Here is an 18,437-nt window from a genome sequence, read left to right on the forward strand (position 1 = left end):
TTTATCTCCCTGACTCATGGAGTCATTATGACCGACCCTATTGCCACGCTGCTGGAGAACAACCGCAGCTGGGCTGAGCGTATGTGTGAGGAAGACCCGGACTATTTTGCCCGGCTCTCACGGCAACAAAACCCCGATTATCTGTGGATCGGTTGTTCGGATAGCCGTGTTCCCGCCAATCAGATCATTGCCCTGCCTCCCGGTGAAGTATTCGTTCACCGCAATGTCGCCAATCTCTTGCACCACACCGACATGAACGCGCTGTCCGTGGTCCAGTATGCAGTGGATGTGCTCAAGGTCAGCCATATCATGATTGTGGGCCATTATGGCTGCGGGGGCATCAGAGCCGCCGTCACCGGTGGTGAATGCGGTGTTGTGGACTATTGGCTGCACTCCGTGCGCGAACTTTACAACCGGCATCGCGAGTCTCTGGCTCACCTCTCTTTTCAAGATCAGATCGACCGCATGTGTGAGCTCAATGTCAAAGCTCAGGTCAATAGCCTGTGCCGCACCAAGATCCTTCAGCTTGCTTGGCAGCGCGGCCAGAGTATTTCAGTTCATGGCTGGGTGTATGGTTTGGACGATGGCCGCGTCAAGGATCTCAAATGTACCGTCAGCGGACTTGATCAAGTCGCCACTCTCTATCGCATTGACCGTTTGCATCCCGACGGTTGAGCCTCTCTATGCTTGTCGAGCGAGAGATTGCTCAATACTCAGCATTCATCTAAAACTAACGTTGGAATATTCATGGCGCAAAAAGCCCGTGTCATCAGGGTACAGCTACAGATCGCGGATATGGATCGCCATTACTATCAGGACCATAACCTGACCTTGGCGCAGCATCCTTCCGAAACCGACGAGCGCTTGCTAGTACGCCTGCTCGCTTTTGCCTTGAACGCCTCGGAGAACTTGGCTTTCTCCAGCAATCTCAGCGATGAAGGCGAGCCTGAGCTTTCTGAAAAGAATCTGCATGGAGACATCGAGTTGTGGGTGGCTTTTGGACAAGGTGATGAAAAATGGCTGCGTAAAGCCAGCCAAAAAGCCAAGCAGGTGAAGGTGTATGCCTATGGTGAACGCAGCGTACCCATCTGGTGGCAGCAAAATGAAAAAGCCCTGAAGCGCTACAAGAACCTGCAAGTCTGGGAAATCCCTGAAGCTGCACTCAAGGAAATGACCCAATTGACGAGTCGTAGCATGCAGTTGCAGTGCACCATCAATGAACAGCAGATATGGCTGTCAGATGGCAGCACCAGTGTCCCGCTGGAGCTTAGGCTTCTTTGTTGAAGAATAGGCGGATGAAACAGGATCAAGCGAGCGGACAGCTAATCCCCGTGCCTTTCAAACCACAATAACCGCCGGGATTTTTATCGAGGTATTGCTGATGGTATCCCTCGGCGTAGTAGAAGCGGTCCAGCATGCCTATTTCAGTGGTAATGTCACCCTTTCCGGCTTTTCCCAAGGCGTCTTGATAAGCTAGCCGGCTGGCTTCGGCCGCTTCCAGCTGGGCCGGTGTGGTCGCATAAATGACGGAGCGATACTGAGAGCCAATATCGTTGCCCTGACGATTGCCTTGGGTGGGGTCATGATTTTCCCAAAACACCTGTAATAAAGTATCAATATCCAGACGTTGAGGATCAAATACCACCAGCACGACTTCAGCATGGCCGGTACGTCCGCTGCAGGTTTCTTGATAAGTGGGGTTGGGTGTCACCCCACCAGCATAGCCCACGGCAGTGACGTAAACGCCGGGCAACTGCCAGAACAGCCGTTCAGCCCCCCAAAAGCAGCCCATGCCCAGGACGATTTCTTCGTGCCCGGCAGGGAACGGTGGCATCAAGGAGTGTCCGTTGACGGTATGCATGGCACTGGTAGTCATAAGGAGCCTCTCTTTTTCAGAAACGTTTTTTCAAATGAATTTTTCAAGTACGTCGGGTGGTGAAGTGTCGTCATCAGTTAACGTTGCTCGAGAATCTCGGGGTCTCCCGAGCGGGAGAAGGTGTAGACCAGATCCACTGCCTGATTGGCGCCGGAAACTACCTGAACATATAAATTACGCCAGAGCGTATAACGTAGTGTCAGCTCGGCAATCGGCGAGAAGATTCCCACCCCGTAGCTAATACTCAAGTCATCGGTCAATTGGCCGCTGACTGCGATCTGGCTTTCTTCTCCGGCACCGGTAGTTTCCAAGGTCAAATCATCCACCCCGAAAGACTCGCCAATCGACCCGATGGCACTGCCTGTGCGGCCCAGCGACATGCCAATCAGTCCTGTCACCAACGCGCCTTCTACACTGCCGCCATCACCTTCCGGGGGGCGCCCCCGAAGCAGGTAGGAAAGCGCTCGCGTTTCATTCATGGCCGGCTCAGAGAAAATCGAAACGTTCGGTTCTTCCGCACTTCCGGAAACACGCAGCCCTGCGATGACATCATCCTGAGTGGTATCCGGGTTGCGAATCGCCTCGAAATCCAGTATAGGAAGATCCGGTGGGCCACTGAACAACAAGGTTCCGCGGCGAATCAGAAGGTCTTGACCAAACGCCTTGAAACGACCATCGACAAGATTGACATCACCGAACAGCTGAAGTGTTCCTCCCTCCTGACGAACTTCCAAGGTCCCCGACAAGCCGGACTCAAGCCCGTAGGCTGAAATCATCATATCCGGCCCCAGGCTCAATGTAATCAATACATCCACCATGATACCTGTCTGTGCCAGTTCCTCGGAGGTGTCGGGACCCTCATTGCGTGTTGCCGCAGCTGCCGCACGCTCCGCTGCCAACTCGGCTTCGCGTTCATCACGTTGAGTAATGATGATCTCATCCTGGCTAGGAGAAATCGCCGAGGCGGGAATATCACCCACCTCCAAGCGTGCCCAGGGAATATCCACATTGCCTCGAACTTGAAGCAGGTCAGAGGTCACCCGAATACGCAGGTCGGGAGCGGCTTCAAGGCGACCGAACTCAGGTAGTACCACCAAGAGCGGAGATTTCACAGCACTCAGGTCCACCCCGATGCGCCATTCATCGCCCCCCGGCCAGTATGCATCACCGGTAATTTCCAGGCGTCCGCGTTCGGCAGCCAAAAATCCGTTGAGATCGCCTCGATCGCCTTCCAGACGTACTTCAATATTGCCATCCTCGACTTCTACCGGAATATCCATGCCACTTGCCTGGATGCCCTGCAAGCGTAGACGTCCCTGTAAATCAGGCGCTGTGGTGGTACCACTGAGCTGAATTTCGCCACCCAGGTTGCCTTCGAGAACATCCATGCCAACGACCAGGCTACGATAAGGCCGTAAGGATATGTCGTCAGCGCTGATCACGCCGCTCAACCGACCTTCACCGATAGGTTCGTCAATGGTGAGATCCAGACCTACTTCACCAGCGTCTGCCAAGGTTAGCGTGGCCTCCACCCTGGCCTGGGTTTGTGTGGCTTCCACCCGTGTGTCAAGCCGCGTGCGGGGTAATGAAACTGGTTGGCCAAAGTCATTCAAAGCGGTAATCACCAATTCGCTTATCAGGCGCCCATCCGCTTGCCACTGCGCCCCACCCTGACCCCAGGTCGCCAGCACATCCGCTGTGGTATCGCCCTCGAGCTGCCAGCCTTCGGGCAACCCCATTTCCAGCATTTTCATCGGAACTTCGCGTAGCGTCAGGCTAGCCTGGCCTTGCTCGGCGGAAGCCTGGAGCGGCTGGTCGAGACACAGCACGCCACCCTGTTGCCGGCGTAGACAAAATGGCGACAGCTGAGCCTGGCCGGTATTGAGGTCGTAATTCACCGCTACTTCACGATCCAGTCGGATATCACCAACCTCGGCATCGACTTCAAGCGAGTTCAAGTTACCTTGATAACGTCCGGCCTGCTGATTGAAACGCCCATCCAAGGCGAGTTGAGCCCTTGAAAAGGCGGCATTGGGGCCACCTTGTGCCTCCAGACGCAGGCGGTGATCCGAAACCCTGCCTTGCAGGCTCAAGGCAAGCATTTCCAAGCGCTGGCCGGCAGCATTCAAGTTCTGGATATCCAGTTGCAGATCAATGTCCGGATCATCCACTCCCTGTATTCGGCCTTCCAAAGCCAGTGTTTCCAGATTGTTTTCGGCAAAGCGCAAGTCACTGCCGCGCAGATCCACCGTTACATTGGGCTGTAACAGGCTACCTTGCGCCTGTACATTGCCCGACAGCAGGCCGGCAAGCTCGGGATGAAGGCTTTCCAGCTGGCGCAGGTCAATATCGGCATCCACATCCATTTGTTGTTCGCTGACCAGTCCTGAGGCCTGCAAGCGATTCTCGCCCTGCGCAAAGTCGAAACGCTCGAGTTGCACCCGTAAGTCACTGTCCGCTTCAAGAACGGCCTGCAGGGAAAGAGGGTAATCCTGTAAGCGTCCATCAATGGAAAGAGTCGGAATTGAAACTGTCCAGTCGTTATCCTGCTGCGCGAAAGCCAGCTCCAGGTCACCGTTCAACCGACCTTCCAATTCCTCGATGAAAAGAGAAGGGTCGAGTTGATCCAGACGCAGCTGGGCTTGCACCTGCAGAGTGTCGAGCCAGTCTATACGTCCATGGCTGACCAGCGAGCCTTCGCCGAGCGTGAGCGACAGAGGCGTCCAGCGAAAATGCTCGAGATCGCCTTCGCCGGTCAAAGCCACACGGGTACGAGGCACTTGCGGCCCTTCGGCAATTAGCGATAACCCGACCCGATAATCGGTCAAACTGCCGTCCAGATTGGCTACCAGCGATTCCACCACGTAAGGTGCGCTTTCAGCAGTGGCTTCATCTTGTTGCAATGGCCATTGCAGGCGTTCGCTTGAAAAATGCAGTTGGAACGGCACCTCAGGGGCGAGAACATCCATCTCCCCACGCAAGGTGGTATTCAGTGCTCCCCTGGTGTCCAGGGCTAGCTGCAGGGCCGACAAGGAGCCATCCAGGTGCAATTCAATCTGCTGGCCTACCAAGGCTGGATAGGCTTCAAGCAGCTGTCCTTCATTGTCGAGTTGCACGTTGAGGGTGGCATTCAGCGGGTAGTTTTCACTCAGGATCGCGGTCGTTTCCAGCGTGGCTTCGGCATCGGGCGTCATGACATTCAGGCGCTGTAATTCTATTTCCTGGCGTCGTGCCACCGCGCTGAGCGCTAGATGGTTCACGGTATACGCCATGGCTCCTTGCATCCGGAAGTCATCGATACTGAATTCTGGAATCTGGATTTCCAAGGGCAAAGTAACTTCGGGCAACGCCAGGCGGGCACGCTTTTCCAGCGTATCTTCGATTTCTTGAAGAGGCGGTTCTTCAGCGATGCTTGCCTCTTCGGGCTGATGCAGCGCGATAGCGGTGTTGATGGATTGGGCGTCAAGGGGCGTGTCGGTGTGTTCCGTCAGCAACACGCCCGGGGATGGCGGCAAGTAAAGCCGGGGTGCAATCAGCTTGGTGGGCAGTAGCCTTAGCTGGTTGTCTTTGGCGATGACGCCGGAAGAAAAACGCTTCCAGCGAAAGCGCTTGCCACCCGCTAAATGCAGCGCAACGTTTTCAAGCTCGAGGACACGCAGCTCGATAGGGAAAGGAAATTCAATGTCGGGAAGCACAATATCGCCAGTTTCTGCTTGAGGCGCTTCCTCAGCATCATCGGTGGGTAGCAGCCGTACATCCGCACCCTCTATATGCAGCCGATCAATACACAGCCGCCCGGAAAGCAGGCAGTCGTCAGCCCACTTTAGTTCAAACCGGGACACATCCACCTGGGCACTGCCGGCTTCCAGAGAAAACCCTTCCAGCACTAGGTGGCTCAATAAATCCCCTTCATGGTGTTCCAGGTTATAAAACCCTCTTTGCTCACCTTGAGACAATAAAAAGCCCGTACCCCATGGAGATAATGCAAGGCCTGATACAAGCATGATTAGCCCGATCAACCACAGCGGAAACACAATAATCAGGCGTAAAAGGCTCCATCCAAATAACACCCAGCGACGCGACGGCGAAAGGGAGTGACGAGTCGTGGTGCTTTGTGAGGCTTGCGTCAACAGAGAGTCTCCTGGGTTCTGTATGAGAAATCGGCGAGGAAAGTCGGCCAGAGCGAGCGCATGCAGTGCCTGACATCAGCGCTAGAATTCCGGCCCGATGGAAAAGTGCAGCCGCCAATCATCTTCATGATCGAAAGGATGGGCGACATCAAGCCGAATAGGCCCGACCGGGGAGACCCAGCGTACACCGAGACCCGCGCCTGTATTAAGTGAATCAGGCGTCCAGTCATCAAAGGCATCGCCAGCATCGACAAAGCCTGCACCCCACCAGTCACCGATAACACGACGCTGATATTCGACACTAGCGGTGAGTTTTTGTTGCCCACCACGCAGGCGCCCTTCCTCATTGACAGGAGATAAACTTTCAAATGAATAACCGCGCACACTGCGGTCACCACCCGCGAAAAAACGCAGTGACGGCGGTAACTGATCAAAATCATCGGTGGCGATGGCACCAAGGCTTGCACGCCCGACAAATCGGTTGTCGTTCCCCAGCATCCGTATCCATTGAGTATCGGCGGTCAGACGGCCGAATTGAGCATCGGAACCCCAGGCTGTATCCGAGTATTCCAGCGATAACTGCTGGCGATCACCCCAACTGGGGAAACGCTGATTGCGTGTACGTGTACGCGACCATTGGATGCCGGGATAAAAGATCCAGACCTGATCTGCTTCTCCACCCTGGGTAAAGTCTTCGAAGGTGGCACGGAAATACAGGGTCTGTACCCAGCGGTTTTCGAATTCCCACCGCCGCGCTACTTCCACGGTGCTTTCCAAGGTGCGGGTGTCATTGTCATCTTCATGACGAATACCATACTGCAAACGGTAATTGTCGCGTACTGGATCTTCCAAGGGAATATTGTAGGTGCCGGTAAAACGTTGCTCCGGCGCGGAAATGTAGAGTTCATGATCAAGGCTATGGCCTAACCGATTGATCCAGGGTTGTCTCCAACCGAGGCCTAGCCGGGGCCCCACATCCGTGGCATAGCCGATGCCCACTTCAAACTGATGGCGATCGGCAGGTTCGACGGTGACATCCAGAGGCAAGCGATTATCTTTCGGTTGGTACAAGGTCATAGCACTGGTGAGCGCTACCATACTCAGCTGTGGCCGTCGCTCCATCTCGCCGGTCGCCTCAATAAACCAGGGGTCGGGGTCAGGCTCGAAGACAAGCAGTTCCTGTGCCGTTTGTAGTCTGGGCCGGACCATGACCGATTCAAACCAGCCGGTTTGCGCTAACCGTTGGTTATAGCGTGCCAACGCCTGAGCCTCATAGGGCTCTCCCGTGGTAAATGGCTGCATTCGCTGCAGTCTTTCCGGTTCGATATGGCTGCCAATAATACGTACATTGCCGAATTGGTAGCGCGAACCGCTATCAAAGTCCATGTACAGGCGGGCACTTTGCTCGAAGGGGCGCACTTCCATACGGCTGTCGGTGAACTCCCAATCGAAATAGCCACGCTCCAACGCCAAGCCGGATAACTGATTACGCAGCCGATCCCAGGGCGAATGAAAAAGAGGATCGCCTACCTCGAGCGGGAACTCATCGACAGCTTCGCTGAAGGGCGGATCATCGGCGGCTTCACCCCGTAAATTGATATCCAATACTTCGATGGTCACCCTGGGGCCTGAAGTAATATCGACCTGAACGCGTTCTTCTTCCAGCTGTTCGATGGCGATTTGCGGCTCGTAATACCCGTATACTCGCATGGCTTCACGGACACGGCGCTGAATCTCGCCTTTCAGCCGGGCCGCGGTATATTGCTCCGCATCCAAGTCACTGAGATACAGACGCACATTTTTTTTCACGTCGCCTTCGACGCCTTCAATCCGAGCATTCAGCGCCCATACCGGAAGGCTGATCAGGACGGCACTTATCAGTAGAAGGAAGGCTTTCCCCCAACGTGATAATCGCTGACGTTGTGTTGGCATAGTGTCATTTTCCCGAAGCAAGGATTGAAGCCCATCTCTAGACAAGCTAGCTCAGCGTAGCATTTCCAGTTGAGCGCTAAAGGCCAGCTGTGCCTGCCGCACCTGCCGTACTTCGGATTCCAGCGCATCGATGCGTTGCTCCAACTCTTCATCCAAGCCGGTATCCATTTCAGCTAACGCCTGGTCGAGTTCATCCAGACGTTGCGTCATGTCCTCTTCGAGCGCTGTTTGCCTTCTCGTCAACGACTCCTGCAGGGCAGCCATTTCTTCTTCGATGAGCTGAGATCGGCTTTCCAGCAACTGCTCCAGGTGCGTCACCTCCTCCATCAAGCTTTGTCTGCCTTCGATACCTGCACGTTCGAGCGCATCGAGTGATACATGGATGGCTGCCAGCTGGCTATCCCGTACCTGGGCATTCTCACGTAAACGCTCGACCTGCTGGTCTAGCGTATCCAGTGATTCGGCCGATACCCGTTCATCGTTATCGGTCAGAAACCCATACAGCTCCTGACGAGTACTCGATATCGTCTGAGCCAACTGTTCCTGTTCTTGGAATAGCGTAACCACTTGGGCCTGAAGAAAGCTCAAGGTGTCCTCGATATCTGCATCGCCCGAATCAAGTCGGGCATGCATGTTGGAAACCTCTCCACTCAAGCGGTTCATTTCCTGTAACAAACGCTCCCGCTCATACCATGCCACCGCTCCCGCACCGGCTACCGCCACCAGCAGCAGACATATCATCAGCCATATTGGCCATAAGCTCGGACCACGGCGAGGCCGTAGATGCCGACCTGTCAGACTTTGATCCACATCCGGAACGATACGCGATGACGTAGCTGAGTCGGGCATTATGCTTCCTCAAGGTTAAGACGGGTCGGCACGACGCCCAATGCCGCGGTAATGTAAGCCACAGCCAGCCACAAAGCTCGGATCGTAGATATTACGCCCATCCAGAAGGAGATTTTCCTTGAGCAAGCCGGCTAACCGGGCCCAATCCGGGTTCCAGTAAAGCTTCCATTCGGTGACCAGCATTAATGCATCCGCACCTTCACATGCCTGATAAGGGTCCTCACTAAAGGTGAGCAGGTCATCCCGCTGACCTACTTCTTCAAGCAATGCGGGAATAGCCGCCGGGTCATGCAGCCGTACGTTAACCCCTTGCGCCCAGAGCGCTTTCAGCAAAGTCAGCACCGGCGCATGCTCGATGCGTGCGGTACCCGGTTTAAAGGCCGCTCCCCAGATGGCGACGGTACGACCGTTCAGATCACCCTGGAAATGCGCCCACAATTTGCGGAATAGGGTTTCCTTTTTCTTTTCATTGATATCCAGTACTTGCTTGAGCAGTTCGGAATAGCGCCCGCTGGACGACTGAACGTCGGCGAGGCGCATCAGGTCACGCGAAAAATTGGGCCCGCCGAAACCACAGCCGGGATAGAGGTATTCAAACCCGATACGGGTATCCGCCCCCATGCCTTGGCGAACGTATTCGACATCCACCCCCAATGTATCAGCCAGGCCGGCTACTTCGTTCATATAGCTGATACGTGTCGCCAGCATGCCGTTGATTGCCAACTTGGTCAGTTCCGCAGCACGGCGCGGCATGCGCTGGAACACTTCACTGCGCCGGTTGAAGGCACGCAGAAGCTCGCGCACCGTGCTTTCTCCGGTGGCCTCGTCGCAACCTAACAGCCAGCGGTTAGGACGCGTAAACATATCCCAGGCACGGCCTTCTTCCAGCATATCTGGCAATGCAACACTGTAATGGGTATTTGTCCCTACCAGAGATGCCAAGCGCTCGGTTTCTCCTACCGGAAAGGTGGAGTTGTTCACCAACACCAGTCCCCCCGGATGGTTGCGCTCCACTTCATGGACCAAGCTATCTGCGGCGTTGCGTTGGGAGGGGGATAACGACAGCCAGAGTACGTCCGGCACCGCGACCGAGCCAACGTCGCTACAAATTTCCAGGGTGCCGTCGTGGCAGCTCCGGTGGATCTGGTCCAGAAGGTGCGGTTCACGCTTTAGCCAGTCGACTTCCCGCAAGTTGGTCCATGGCATATCGGCATGAGGTAGCCATTGCACCTGGTGACCCACCCAGGAAAGCGCGGCGGCGGCAGTGGCGGCGGTAAGTTCGCTTCCATGAATCAAAACCCGCATCGATCATTCTCCCTGATGATAGCGTGCCAGCAATTCTTTGAACCCATCGCCGAGCTGGGGGTGAGCACGCCCGTAAGCCATAATGGCTTCCAGATACCCCAAGGGATGTCCGCAATCGTAGGTTTTGCCTACCATGCGATAGGCCTGTACCCCTTGATGACTACGCAGGGTTTCCAATGCATCAGTCAATTGTATTTCACCACCCGCGCCCGGTGGAGTGTCTGCCAATAGCGCAAAGATACTCCCAGGCAATGCATAGCGGCCGATTACCGCGAGATTGGAAGGCGCCTGGTCGCGGCCGGGTTTTTCCACCATTCCTTTCAAAGGACCTGATTGACCCGGTGAAGGAATCTTGTCGACAGGTTCGACGATGCCATATTTTTCCACCTGCTCCCAAGGCACTTCCTCGACCATCAGCTGAGCACTGCCGGTGGCATCAAAGGCTTCCAGCATACCGGCCAGATCCGCACCTGTACGGGAATTATTGTTTACCAGCACATCCGGCAACAAGACGGCAAAGGGTTCGTCATCGCCGATGATCGGGCGCGCACAGAGTACCGCATGCCCCAGGCCCAGAGGTTCACCTTGGCGAATGCTGATAATATTGACGTCATCCGGCACGATCGAGCGCAGTGAAGAGAGTAATTCATGCTTGCCTTTTTGTTCGAGGCTCGCCTCCAATTCCACCTGTGTATCGAAGTGATTCTCGATAGCTGTTTTACTTGAATGAGTCACTAATATGATGTCGCGGATACCTGCTGCTACCGCTTCTTCCACCACATATTGAATAACGGGCCTATCGACAATCGTGATCATTTCCTTGGGAATGGCTTTGGAGGCAGGCAAACAACGAGTACCCAAGCCCGCCACGGGAAGTACAGCCTTACGAATCATATGGATGTCCTTTTCATCAAATTGCGCGTTCCGCCTCAGGAGTGGTTAGAATGCCATGATACTGAAGGCGCTGAGGGATGCCACCTTGCTCCTTGCGCTGACTCTCACCGACCATGGAGCCTTGCCATGCAAGCGATACCTCAGGATAGCACTGCTGCGCCCCATTCCGACAACGTGGATGCAGCGGAAATCGCCAAATTCGAAGCCTTGGCCAGCCGCTGGTGGGACCCACACAGCGAATTCAAGCCACTGCACGACATCAATCCCTTGCGCCTTGATTTCATTGACGCTCGTGCCGGGCTCGCGGGGAAGAGAGTGTTGGATGTCGGCTGTGGCGGAGGCATCCTCAGTGAGTCTATGGCTCACCGCGGGGCGGAGGTCACCGGCATAGATCTAGGTGAAGCCCCCCTTGCTGTAGCGCGGCTGCATGCCCAGGCCAGCAGCGTGACGATCGACTATCAATGCATCAGTGTCGAAACATTGGCTACTCAGCAACCGGGTGAATTCGATGTCGTCACCTGTATGGAAATGCTGGAGCACGTTCCCGATCCCAGCTCCGTGATTCGTGCCTGCAGCACCTTGGTGCGCCCGGGCGGCTTCGTGTTTTTCTCGACACTCAATCGCACACCCAAGTCGTATGCGTTTGCCATTCTGGGCGCAGAATACGTGCTCCGGCTATTACCCCGGGGAACCCACGATTACGCCAAGTTCATTCGTCCTTCTGAAATGGCGACCTGGAGTCGGGAAAGTGGTCTGGAAGTACGTGAACAAAGTGGCATGACCTACAATCCGCTGACCCGCCGATACCGCCTGGAAGCCAATGATGTTTCGGTCAATTATTTGATGTATTGCCGCAAGGTGGGGGAACAGACTGCATGAGTACCGCGCCCTTGCCGCAAGCCGTATTGTTTGATCTTGACGGCACGCTGGTGGATACCGCCCCGGATCTAGCCAATGCCACCAATATGCTGCGAAGGCATCACGGCCTTGAGGCCTTGCCGTTCGACGTGATTCGTGGCCAGGTATCTAATGGAGGCAGCGCCTTGGTTACCTTGGCGCTGGCATTGGAAATAGATACACCAGGGCATCAAGAAGCACGTGATTTTCTGTTGCAAGCTTATGATCAGGCGGTAGCCACCCATAGCCGGGTGTTTACGCCATTGGATCGCTGGCTGAAAAATTGGCAAGCAGCTGGGCTGCTCTGGGGAATCGTGACCAACAAACCCCGGCGCTTCACGGTAGCCTTGCTCGACGCTCTGGCCTTACACCCGCACGCACTTTTATGTGCCGATGATCTGCCGGTGAAAAAACCTGCACCACAACCCCTCTGGGCGGCAGCCGAGCAGCTGGGTGTCTCTCCTGGCAACTGTTGGTATGTAGGAGATCACCTGCGCGATATCCAGGCGGCACGCGCCGCCGGAATGACCGCGGTGGCGGTAGGTTATGGCTATATCGCTGAAGGGGAAGACTATCGCCAGTGGCCGGCCGATTTATGGTTCGATGGTTGTGAAGCGCTGGTTGAAGCCCTTGAGCCGATCATCAAGCGACACCCGGCCTGAAGGGCTGCTGGGATCAACGCGCTGGCTGGGCGTCGATTTTCTCGCCGTTGGTGCCCTGGCTGTCCGGACCCATCAGCCAGAGATAGGTGGGCATGATCTCGTCTGGGGTGCGCAAGGTAGCCACGTCTTCGCCAGGGAAGGCACTACGCCGCATTTGAGTCCGGGTTGCGCCGGGGTTGAGACTGTTGATCCGGATGTTGGCCTGGTTTTCAAGCTCGTCGGCCAGCACTTCCATGAACCCTTCTGTGGCGAACTTGGAGACCGCATAGGCACCCCAATAGGCTCGCCCTTTGCGCCCGACGCCTGACGAGGTAAAGATCACCGAGGCATCCTTGGAGGCTTGGAGCAGTGGCAGCAATGCCTGGGTCATCCAGATAGGTCCGTTGATATTGACCTGCATGACTTGCTCCCAGAGCTCGGGATTATACTGCTCAAAGGGCGTGATTCTGCCCAGTATGCCGGCGTTGTGAAGAATGCCATCCAGCCGGCCGAATTCCTTGTCCAAGGTTTCTGCCATGTCATGAAAATCTTTCAGCGTAGCGCCTTCCAGGTTCAGTGGAAAAATAGCCGGTTGGGGACCGCCCTGGTTTTCTATTTCGTCATACACGCTTTCAAGTTTGGCGATGGTGCGCCCTAACAGAATCACGGTAGCCCCATGGCGAGCATAATGTAATGCGGCAGCACGTCCGATACCGTCACCTGCGCCGGTCACCAGTACCACCCGATTTTCCAGAATATTCGGTGCGGCCTGATAGTCGATCTTGCAAATCATAGCGATTCCTTGAAAGCGATGTCCTTGAAAACACAGGCCTTGAGATAAAGGGGCAGTAAAGCCAGCCTATTAATCATTGCCTTGACGCAAGAAGTCATTGGCAAGCCCGGCCGCACTGCTTTGTGGGTAATCATCGCGAACTTTTTCCAGCAGCTCACGGCTCGCCTCCGGCTCCCCTTGGCGCGCTTTTACCAACCCCAGTTTATAAAGTGCATCCGGTAGTTTACTGCTGGCGCTGTAATCAGTGATCACACGGTTGAATGCTTGATCAGCTGCGTCCAGATCACCTTCGGCGGCATGCAGTTCCCCTAGCCAATAATACCCGTTGGCGGTCAGGGCAGTATCCGGATAGCTCTCGACAAAGGCATCGAATGCCTGGATGGCATCATCAAAACGACGTGCCTGTACGTGAGCAAAAGCGGCTTGATAGTCAGCTTGTGCTTCGGCGCTGGCGCCACTCACTGAAGGCGTACTTGTCACTTTTTCGGCAGCTTTGGGCTCTACCTCAGGGGTGACTTCTTCAAGCTGGGTTGGCCCACTGCTCATCAGCCGGTCTTCAATGTCCAGGTACTGCTGTTGTGACTGGCGACGCAACTGCTCCAATTGGTGGCGCAGCTCTTCGATTTGTCCACGCAATTGCTGGATTTCTTGCTGGTGCTCTTCTACCTGGTTGAACAGCACCAGATTGCCTGAGGAAGCTTCATTGGTTTGTGCGTGTTGATAGAAGTTGCTGCTGCCGCCCTGTTGCGAGGAAAGGTCTTCCACCACGGGGCGCTGCGCTTGGGCGTGCAAAGGCAATACGGATAGCGGGAGCGCTAAGGCTCCCGCGCCGCACAGCCTCACAAGACAATACTTGAGACTGTGATTCATGAAGGTCTTCCTCAGTAATTGAACACCACACGACGGTTCTGGGAGTACGCCTGTTCGGCTTGTCCTCTGGCTGCCGGCCGTTCTTCACCGTAGCTCACGACACTCATTTGTGATGGTGATACGCCTTGAATGTTCAAGAAACGTTGAACGGCATTGGCACGACGCTCGCCCAACGCCATGTTGTATTCACGCGTTCCGCGCTCATCGGTATGTCCATGCAGGACCACTTGAGCATTGGGATTGCTGCGCAAGTAACGGGCATGCGCCATGACCACCGATTCGTACTCACTCTTGATGCTGTCACGGTCGTAATCGAAATGGATGGTACGTACTTCGGGAATCCGCGAATCCGCTTGTTGTCCGGCACTCGTGCCGCTGGTGCCGGAAGTGGAGCCATATTGGCCACCCGCGCCGGCACCTGTGGTTGAACCGGAACTTGTGCCCGTACCGGCGGCACCCTGAGTACCGTAAGAATCCCCGTCCTGAGTGCCCCCCGTGCTGGAACAGCCCGCGATAACCACCAAGGACAGCGCAATTGCCAAGGAACGGGCAAACGGCTTGAGTTGCATAGTCAGACTCCTTGCCTGAAAAATAGGTGTGATGCCAACATCAATTCAAAAACGGTGACCACGCCGGTTCACGTATATCACCTTGTGGGGAGGGAAGCCTGAATGAGGAGCGCCCATCAGCGGAAACCGCACTCAGCACCCCATTGCCACCCTGTTGGGTAGCGAAGATTACCATGGTCCCATTCGGTGCAACACTAGGAGATTCATCACGCTGTGTTTCACTGATGACCACCAGACGACCACTTTCCAGGTTCTGGCGCGCCACTTGGAATCCTTGGTTTGAACGATGAATCAAGAACAGTTCTTCACCATCAGGAGAAAAGCGGCCACGAGCGTTATAGTCGCCGGTAAACGTCAGTCGCTGTGTCTCGCCGCTACCCAGGGTATAGCGATAAATCTGGGGCGCACCACTGCGGTCGGAAGTAAATAGCAGGCTACGGCCGTCCGGCGCCCAGTCAGGTTCGGTGTCGATACTGTTGCTTTGAGTAAGACGCTCGAATGAACGGTTGGCTATGTCCATGACATAGATGTCAGGCTGGCCATCCTTGGAGAGCGACATGGCCAATTTACGTCCATCCGGCGACCAGGCCGGAGCGCTATTGAGTCCTTCGAACGAAGTGGCTCTAACACGACGACCGCTATCCACTTCCTGGATATAAATCGCCGGTCGCTCGGTTTCAAACGATACATAGGCGAGCTTACGCCCGTCCGGCGACCAGTCCGGTGAAAGTATCGGCTCATCGGAGGTCAACACCTGTTGGCTGTTACGTCCATCGGCATCGGCAACGTACAATCCGAATTGCATGGCATTGCCCACGCCTTCCGCAGTGACATAGGCAATGCGGGTGGAAAATGCGCCCCGAATATCGGTAATGGCTTCAAATATCTGATCGCTGGCGAGATGGGCGGCGCCACGCAGATTGCCACTTTCGGCGGTGATGGTTTCACCTAGCATCTGCCGCTGTCCGCTGACATCCATGAGATCATATTCAATACGATAGCCACCTCCGGTTTCAGTGACTCGTCCTACCACTAGGTAGCGCACATCCAGCGAACGCCAAGTCCCGAACTTTACATCTTCTGCCTGGTCAGGACTTTCAAAAATGGCGTTGCGCTCAAGCGGTGAGAAAAAACCGCTGCGCTCAAGGTTGTCTTGAATAATTTGCGCCACGTCTTCTGAAGGATCCCCTTCCGTGGCAAAGGGCACCACAGCAATCGGTAGAGCTTGGTCGCTGCCACGTGTAATCTCGATAGTCAGATTGGCATGCGCCATAGAACTCATCAGGAGGGCACTTATCAGGATGGTGCTCTTCGAAAGTAACGAAGCCAACCATAGTGCTGACCATGTCCCCTTCCACAAGCCTGTTTTAGTCAACATTTGCATCAGCGAACATCCCCCGGGGTAAACCGCAAATTGAACTGTCGCAAGTCGCGTTGATATTCGCTAGGCATATCACGCAACTCGCCAAAAGGTGCTGCATGTTCGACCGCCTGTATCGCAGAACGATCAAACGTCGTATCGCCACTGGAACGCACGATGGAAATATTCAGGATCTCACCCGATGGGCCAAGTCTGATTTCCAGCATAGCATCCAGCGAATCGCTCGCTCCGGGCGGAATCAACCAAGCCTGTTCCACCGCTCGACGAACAATGGTAGTGAAACTGTTGGCCGCCTGCTGTGCCTGTTGGGCATTGGCGGCAGCTTCCGCCTCTCCTGCCAACTGGCGCTGCATGGCCTGCTCGGCGGCTTCAGCGGCTTCGCGCTGTTGCTGAGCTTCTTCTTCCCGGCGTCGCTGTTCTTCAGCTTCACGCTGCTGCTGGGCTTCGGCTTCACGCTGACGCTCGGCCTCCTCCTCTTTGCGTCGCTGTTCTTCGGCTTCGCGCTGCTCTTGGGCCTCAGCTTCCCGTTGGCGCTGAGCTTCTTCCTCCCGGCGCCGCTGTTCTTCAGCTTCTCGTTCCTGCTTAGCCTCAGCTTCGCGTTGCTGTTGAGTCTCGGCTTCGCGTTGACGCTGAGCTTCGACTTCCTCGGCACGCACGGCCGCTTCTTCTTCGCGTTGTTGCGCTTGTTGCTGTGCCTGCTCGGCTCGGCGTTGAGCTTCTTGCTCGGCTGACAGGAGAGCCGCCTCTCGCTCCGCTTCACGCTGACTATCTTGCGCGGCTTGCTGCTCGGCTTCCTGGGCGGCCGCCTCTTCGGCCTGAGCACGTTGGCGCTGCTGTTCCGCTTGAGTCTCGGCCTCTTGTTCGGTTGCTTGCTGGGCGTTAAGCGCTGCCTGCTGCTCAGAGACTTGCTGTGCCTGGTCAGTGAAAGTTTCAGTACTCACCAGCGTCGCCTGAACCACCGAAGACGTTTCGGATTCAGGGTTCGAAGCAGGCAAACTGATCATACTTATCGCCAACACCAGCAAATGTACCCCCACCGCCAAAAGCGTAGGGAGGACATAGCCGACATCTTGATTATCATGTGGTTTGAAGCCTTTTTTCACGCTGTTTTCAACCTCTTCAGCCATCCTGAGGTGGCTCGGAAATCAACCCCACATTGGCGACACCCGAACGTTGCAGTGTGCTCATCAACACCACAATTTCCCCATAGGCCACGTTGCGGTCTCCGCGAAGCATGACCGGCGCTCCAGGACGACGCTGGAGTATCGCCATCACACGCTGAGCCATCTCATCCAGCGACACCTCCGAGGACTCGTCTCCCAAGGAGAGGTGGTAATTTCCCTCCCGATCAACGGAAATGAGAATCGGCTCGTTGTCTTCCAGCGCTTCGATAGGTTCCGAGGAAACTTGAGGTAGATCGACCTGGACACCTTGGGTCAACATGGGCGCGGTAATCATGAAAATCACCAGCAATACCAGCATGACATCAATGAACGGAACTACGTTGATTTCCGCCATCGGTTTGCGCCGATGGTTACGATTGAAGGGTCCTTGCATGATATGACTCCCTTAGCCCGACGTGGTGTCACGCCCCTGCACGTTACGATGCAGTATGGCGTAGAATTCTTCGGCAAAGGCCTCGTATCTTCCCAACAGGCGAGTGGCTTCACTGGACAGTCGGTTATAGAAAATAACCGCAGGAATAGCGGCAAAAAGCCCCATGGCGGTGGCGATAAGCGCTTCGGCAATCCAAGGAGCGACAGTGGCCAGCGTGGCCTGCTGGGAAAGTGAAAGCGACTGGAATGCACCCATGATCCCCCATACGGTACCGAATAGACCTATATAGGGACTGGCGGATGCTACCGTTGCCAGGAAAACAAGGTGCCGGCTCAGGCGATCCTCTTCCCGCGACCAGGCAACTCGCATGCTGCGTTGAACCCCTTCAAGCACGGCCTGCGGGTTGCGTGTCTTGGGTAACAGGCGATTGAACTCTCGAAAACCGGCCTTGAAAATATGCTCGGCACCACTACGCGGCTCTTCGTCGGGAATATCACGGTAGAGTTCATTGAGATCGACTCCGGACCAAAAGGTTTCTTCGAAGTCGGCGTATTCGCGTTTGGCTTTGCTTAACGCCAGGCTGCGCTGAAAAATTACCACCCAGGAAAGAACTGACCCCACCAGTAGCAGCAGCATGACAACTTGCACAACGGTGCTTGCGCTCATGATCAGGTGGGGTATCGACATGCCGTTATCGTTCACGAATATCCTCATCAATCAAAGCGCCGGCGGTTCCGCCGGCG

Annotated in this window: 17 protein-coding genes; 4 read left to right on the forward strand and 13 right to left on the reverse strand. The window is 55.4% G+C overall.

The annotated features are described in order from the left end of the window. The first annotated feature begins 27 nt into the window (after positions 1-27). Both can and LG290_RS08655 read left to right on the forward strand, forming a co-directional pair. Complete coding sequence (gene can, locus LG290_RS08650; RefSeq protein WP_499834491.1) at positions 28-675, forward strand: carbonate dehydratase; 648 nt, start codon at positions 28-30, stop codon at positions 673-675. A gap of 72 nt (positions 676-747) precedes the next feature. Then, complete coding sequence (locus LG290_RS08655) at positions 748-1,284, forward strand: YaeQ family protein (protein ID WP_160418568.1); 537 nt, start codon at positions 748-750, stop codon at positions 1,282-1,284. 22 nt (positions 1,285-1,306) lie between these two features. Here LG290_RS08655 and msrA read toward each other — a convergent pair whose 3' ends face one another. From msrA to galU, 6 genes are all read right to left on the reverse strand, one after another. After that, positions 1,307-1,876 (reverse strand): peptide-methionine (S)-S-oxide reductase MsrA, encoded by a 570-nt coding sequence (gene msrA, locus LG290_RS08660; RefSeq protein WP_499834492.1) that lies wholly within the window; start codon positions 1,874-1,876, stop codon positions 1,307-1,309. Between the two features lie 77 nt (positions 1,877-1,953). Further along, the gene (gene tamB, locus LG290_RS08665; protein ID WP_499837066.1) at positions 1,954-5,880 is read right to left on the reverse strand and encodes an autotransporter assembly complex protein TamB; all 3,927 of its coding nucleotides are present in this window, start codon (positions 5,878-5,880) and stop codon (positions 1,954-1,956) included. 207 nt (positions 5,881-6,087) lie between these two features. Further along, positions 6,088-7,938 carry an autotransporter assembly complex protein TamA gene (gene tamA / locus LG290_RS08670; RefSeq protein ID WP_499834493.1) on the reverse strand — a complete coding sequence of 617 codons (1,851 nt, stop codon included), beginning with the start codon at positions 7,936-7,938 and terminating at the stop codon, positions 6,088-6,090. Positions 7,939-7,989: 51 nt separating this feature from the next. After that, on the reverse strand, positions 7,990-8,787 hold the full coding sequence (locus LG290_RS08675) for a hypothetical protein (protein WP_499834494.1): 798 nt from the start codon (positions 8,785-8,787) through the stop codon (positions 7,990-7,992). A 15-nt stretch (positions 8,788-8,802) separates the two neighbouring features. Then, positions 8,803-10,092, reverse strand: coding sequence for a nucleotide sugar dehydrogenase (locus LG290_RS08680; RefSeq protein ID WP_499834495.1), 1,290 nt, complete (start codon positions 10,090-10,092; stop codon positions 8,803-8,805). Positions 10,093-10,095: 3 nt separating this feature from the next. Further along, complete coding sequence (gene galU, locus LG290_RS08685; RefSeq protein ID WP_499834496.1) at positions 10,096-10,986, reverse strand: UTP--glucose-1-phosphate uridylyltransferase GalU; 891 nt, start codon at positions 10,984-10,986, stop codon at positions 10,096-10,098. 126 nt (positions 10,987-11,112) lie between these two features. Here galU and ubiG point away from each other — a divergent pair, with 126 nt between their 5' ends. Beyond that, the gene (ubiG, locus tag LG290_RS08690; RefSeq protein ID WP_499834497.1) at positions 11,113-11,865 is read left to right on the forward strand and encodes a bifunctional 2-polyprenyl-6-hydroxyphenol methylase/3-demethylubiquinol 3-O-methyltransferase UbiG; all 753 of its coding nucleotides are present in this window, start codon (positions 11,113-11,115) and stop codon (positions 11,863-11,865) included. Continuing rightward, the gene (locus LG290_RS08695) at positions 11,862-12,545 is read left to right on the forward strand and encodes an HAD-IA family hydrolase (RefSeq protein ID WP_499834498.1); all 684 of its coding nucleotides are present in this window, start codon (positions 11,862-11,864) and stop codon (positions 12,543-12,545) included. Before ubiG ends, LG290_RS08695 begins: the two co-directional genes overlap by 4 nt. A 13-nt stretch (positions 12,546-12,558) precedes the next feature. Here LG290_RS08695 and LG290_RS08700 read toward each other — a convergent pair whose 3' ends face one another. The 7 genes from LG290_RS08700 to tolQ all read right to left on the reverse strand — a co-directional run bounded on the left by LG290_RS08700 (position 12,559) and on the right by tolQ (position 18,396). Further along, on the reverse strand, positions 12,559-13,317 hold the full coding sequence (locus LG290_RS08700; protein ID WP_499834499.1) for a YciK family oxidoreductase: 759 nt from the start codon (positions 13,315-13,317) through the stop codon (positions 12,559-12,561). Positions 13,318-13,386: 69 nt separating this feature from the next. Further along, positions 13,387-14,187 carry a tol-pal system protein YbgF gene (ybgF, locus tag LG290_RS08705; RefSeq protein ID WP_499834500.1) on the reverse strand — a complete coding sequence of 267 codons (801 nt, stop codon included), beginning with the start codon at positions 14,185-14,187 and terminating at the stop codon, positions 13,387-13,389. 11 nt (positions 14,188-14,198) lie between these two features. After that, positions 14,199-14,756, reverse strand: a complete 558-nt coding sequence (pal, locus tag LG290_RS08710; protein WP_160418578.1) for a peptidoglycan-associated lipoprotein Pal — start codon at positions 14,754-14,756, stop codon at positions 14,199-14,201. A 40-nt stretch (positions 14,757-14,796) separates the two neighbouring features. Next, on the reverse strand, positions 14,797-16,038 hold the full coding sequence (tolB, locus tag LG290_RS08715; RefSeq protein ID WP_499834501.1) for a Tol-Pal system beta propeller repeat protein TolB: 1,242 nt from the start codon (positions 16,036-16,038) through the stop codon (positions 14,797-14,799). A 101-nt stretch (positions 16,039-16,139) separates the two neighbouring features. Next, positions 16,140-17,264: a cell envelope integrity protein TolA gene (gene tolA, locus LG290_RS08720; protein WP_499834502.1), complete on the reverse strand. Its 1,125-nt coding sequence runs from the start codon at positions 17,262-17,264 to the stop codon at positions 16,140-16,142. Next, positions 17,257-17,694, reverse strand: a complete 438-nt coding sequence (tolR, locus tag LG290_RS08725; protein WP_160418580.1) for a protein TolR — start codon at positions 17,692-17,694, stop codon at positions 17,257-17,259. The genes tolA and tolR overlap by 8 nt, the downstream gene beginning before the upstream one ends. A gap of 12 nt (positions 17,695-17,706) precedes the next feature. Continuing rightward, a complete protein-coding gene (gene tolQ, locus LG290_RS08730; RefSeq protein WP_160418581.1) occupies positions 17,707-18,396 on the reverse strand; it encodes a protein TolQ in 690 nt (229 codons plus the stop codon). Positions 18,397-18,437 lie beyond the last annotated feature (41 nt).

It is taken from the genome of Halomonas sediminis, from assembly GCF_044871105.1.
GTDB classification, from domain to species: Bacteria; Pseudomonadota; Gammaproteobacteria; order Pseudomonadales; family Halomonadaceae; genus Vreelandella; species Vreelandella zhuhanensis.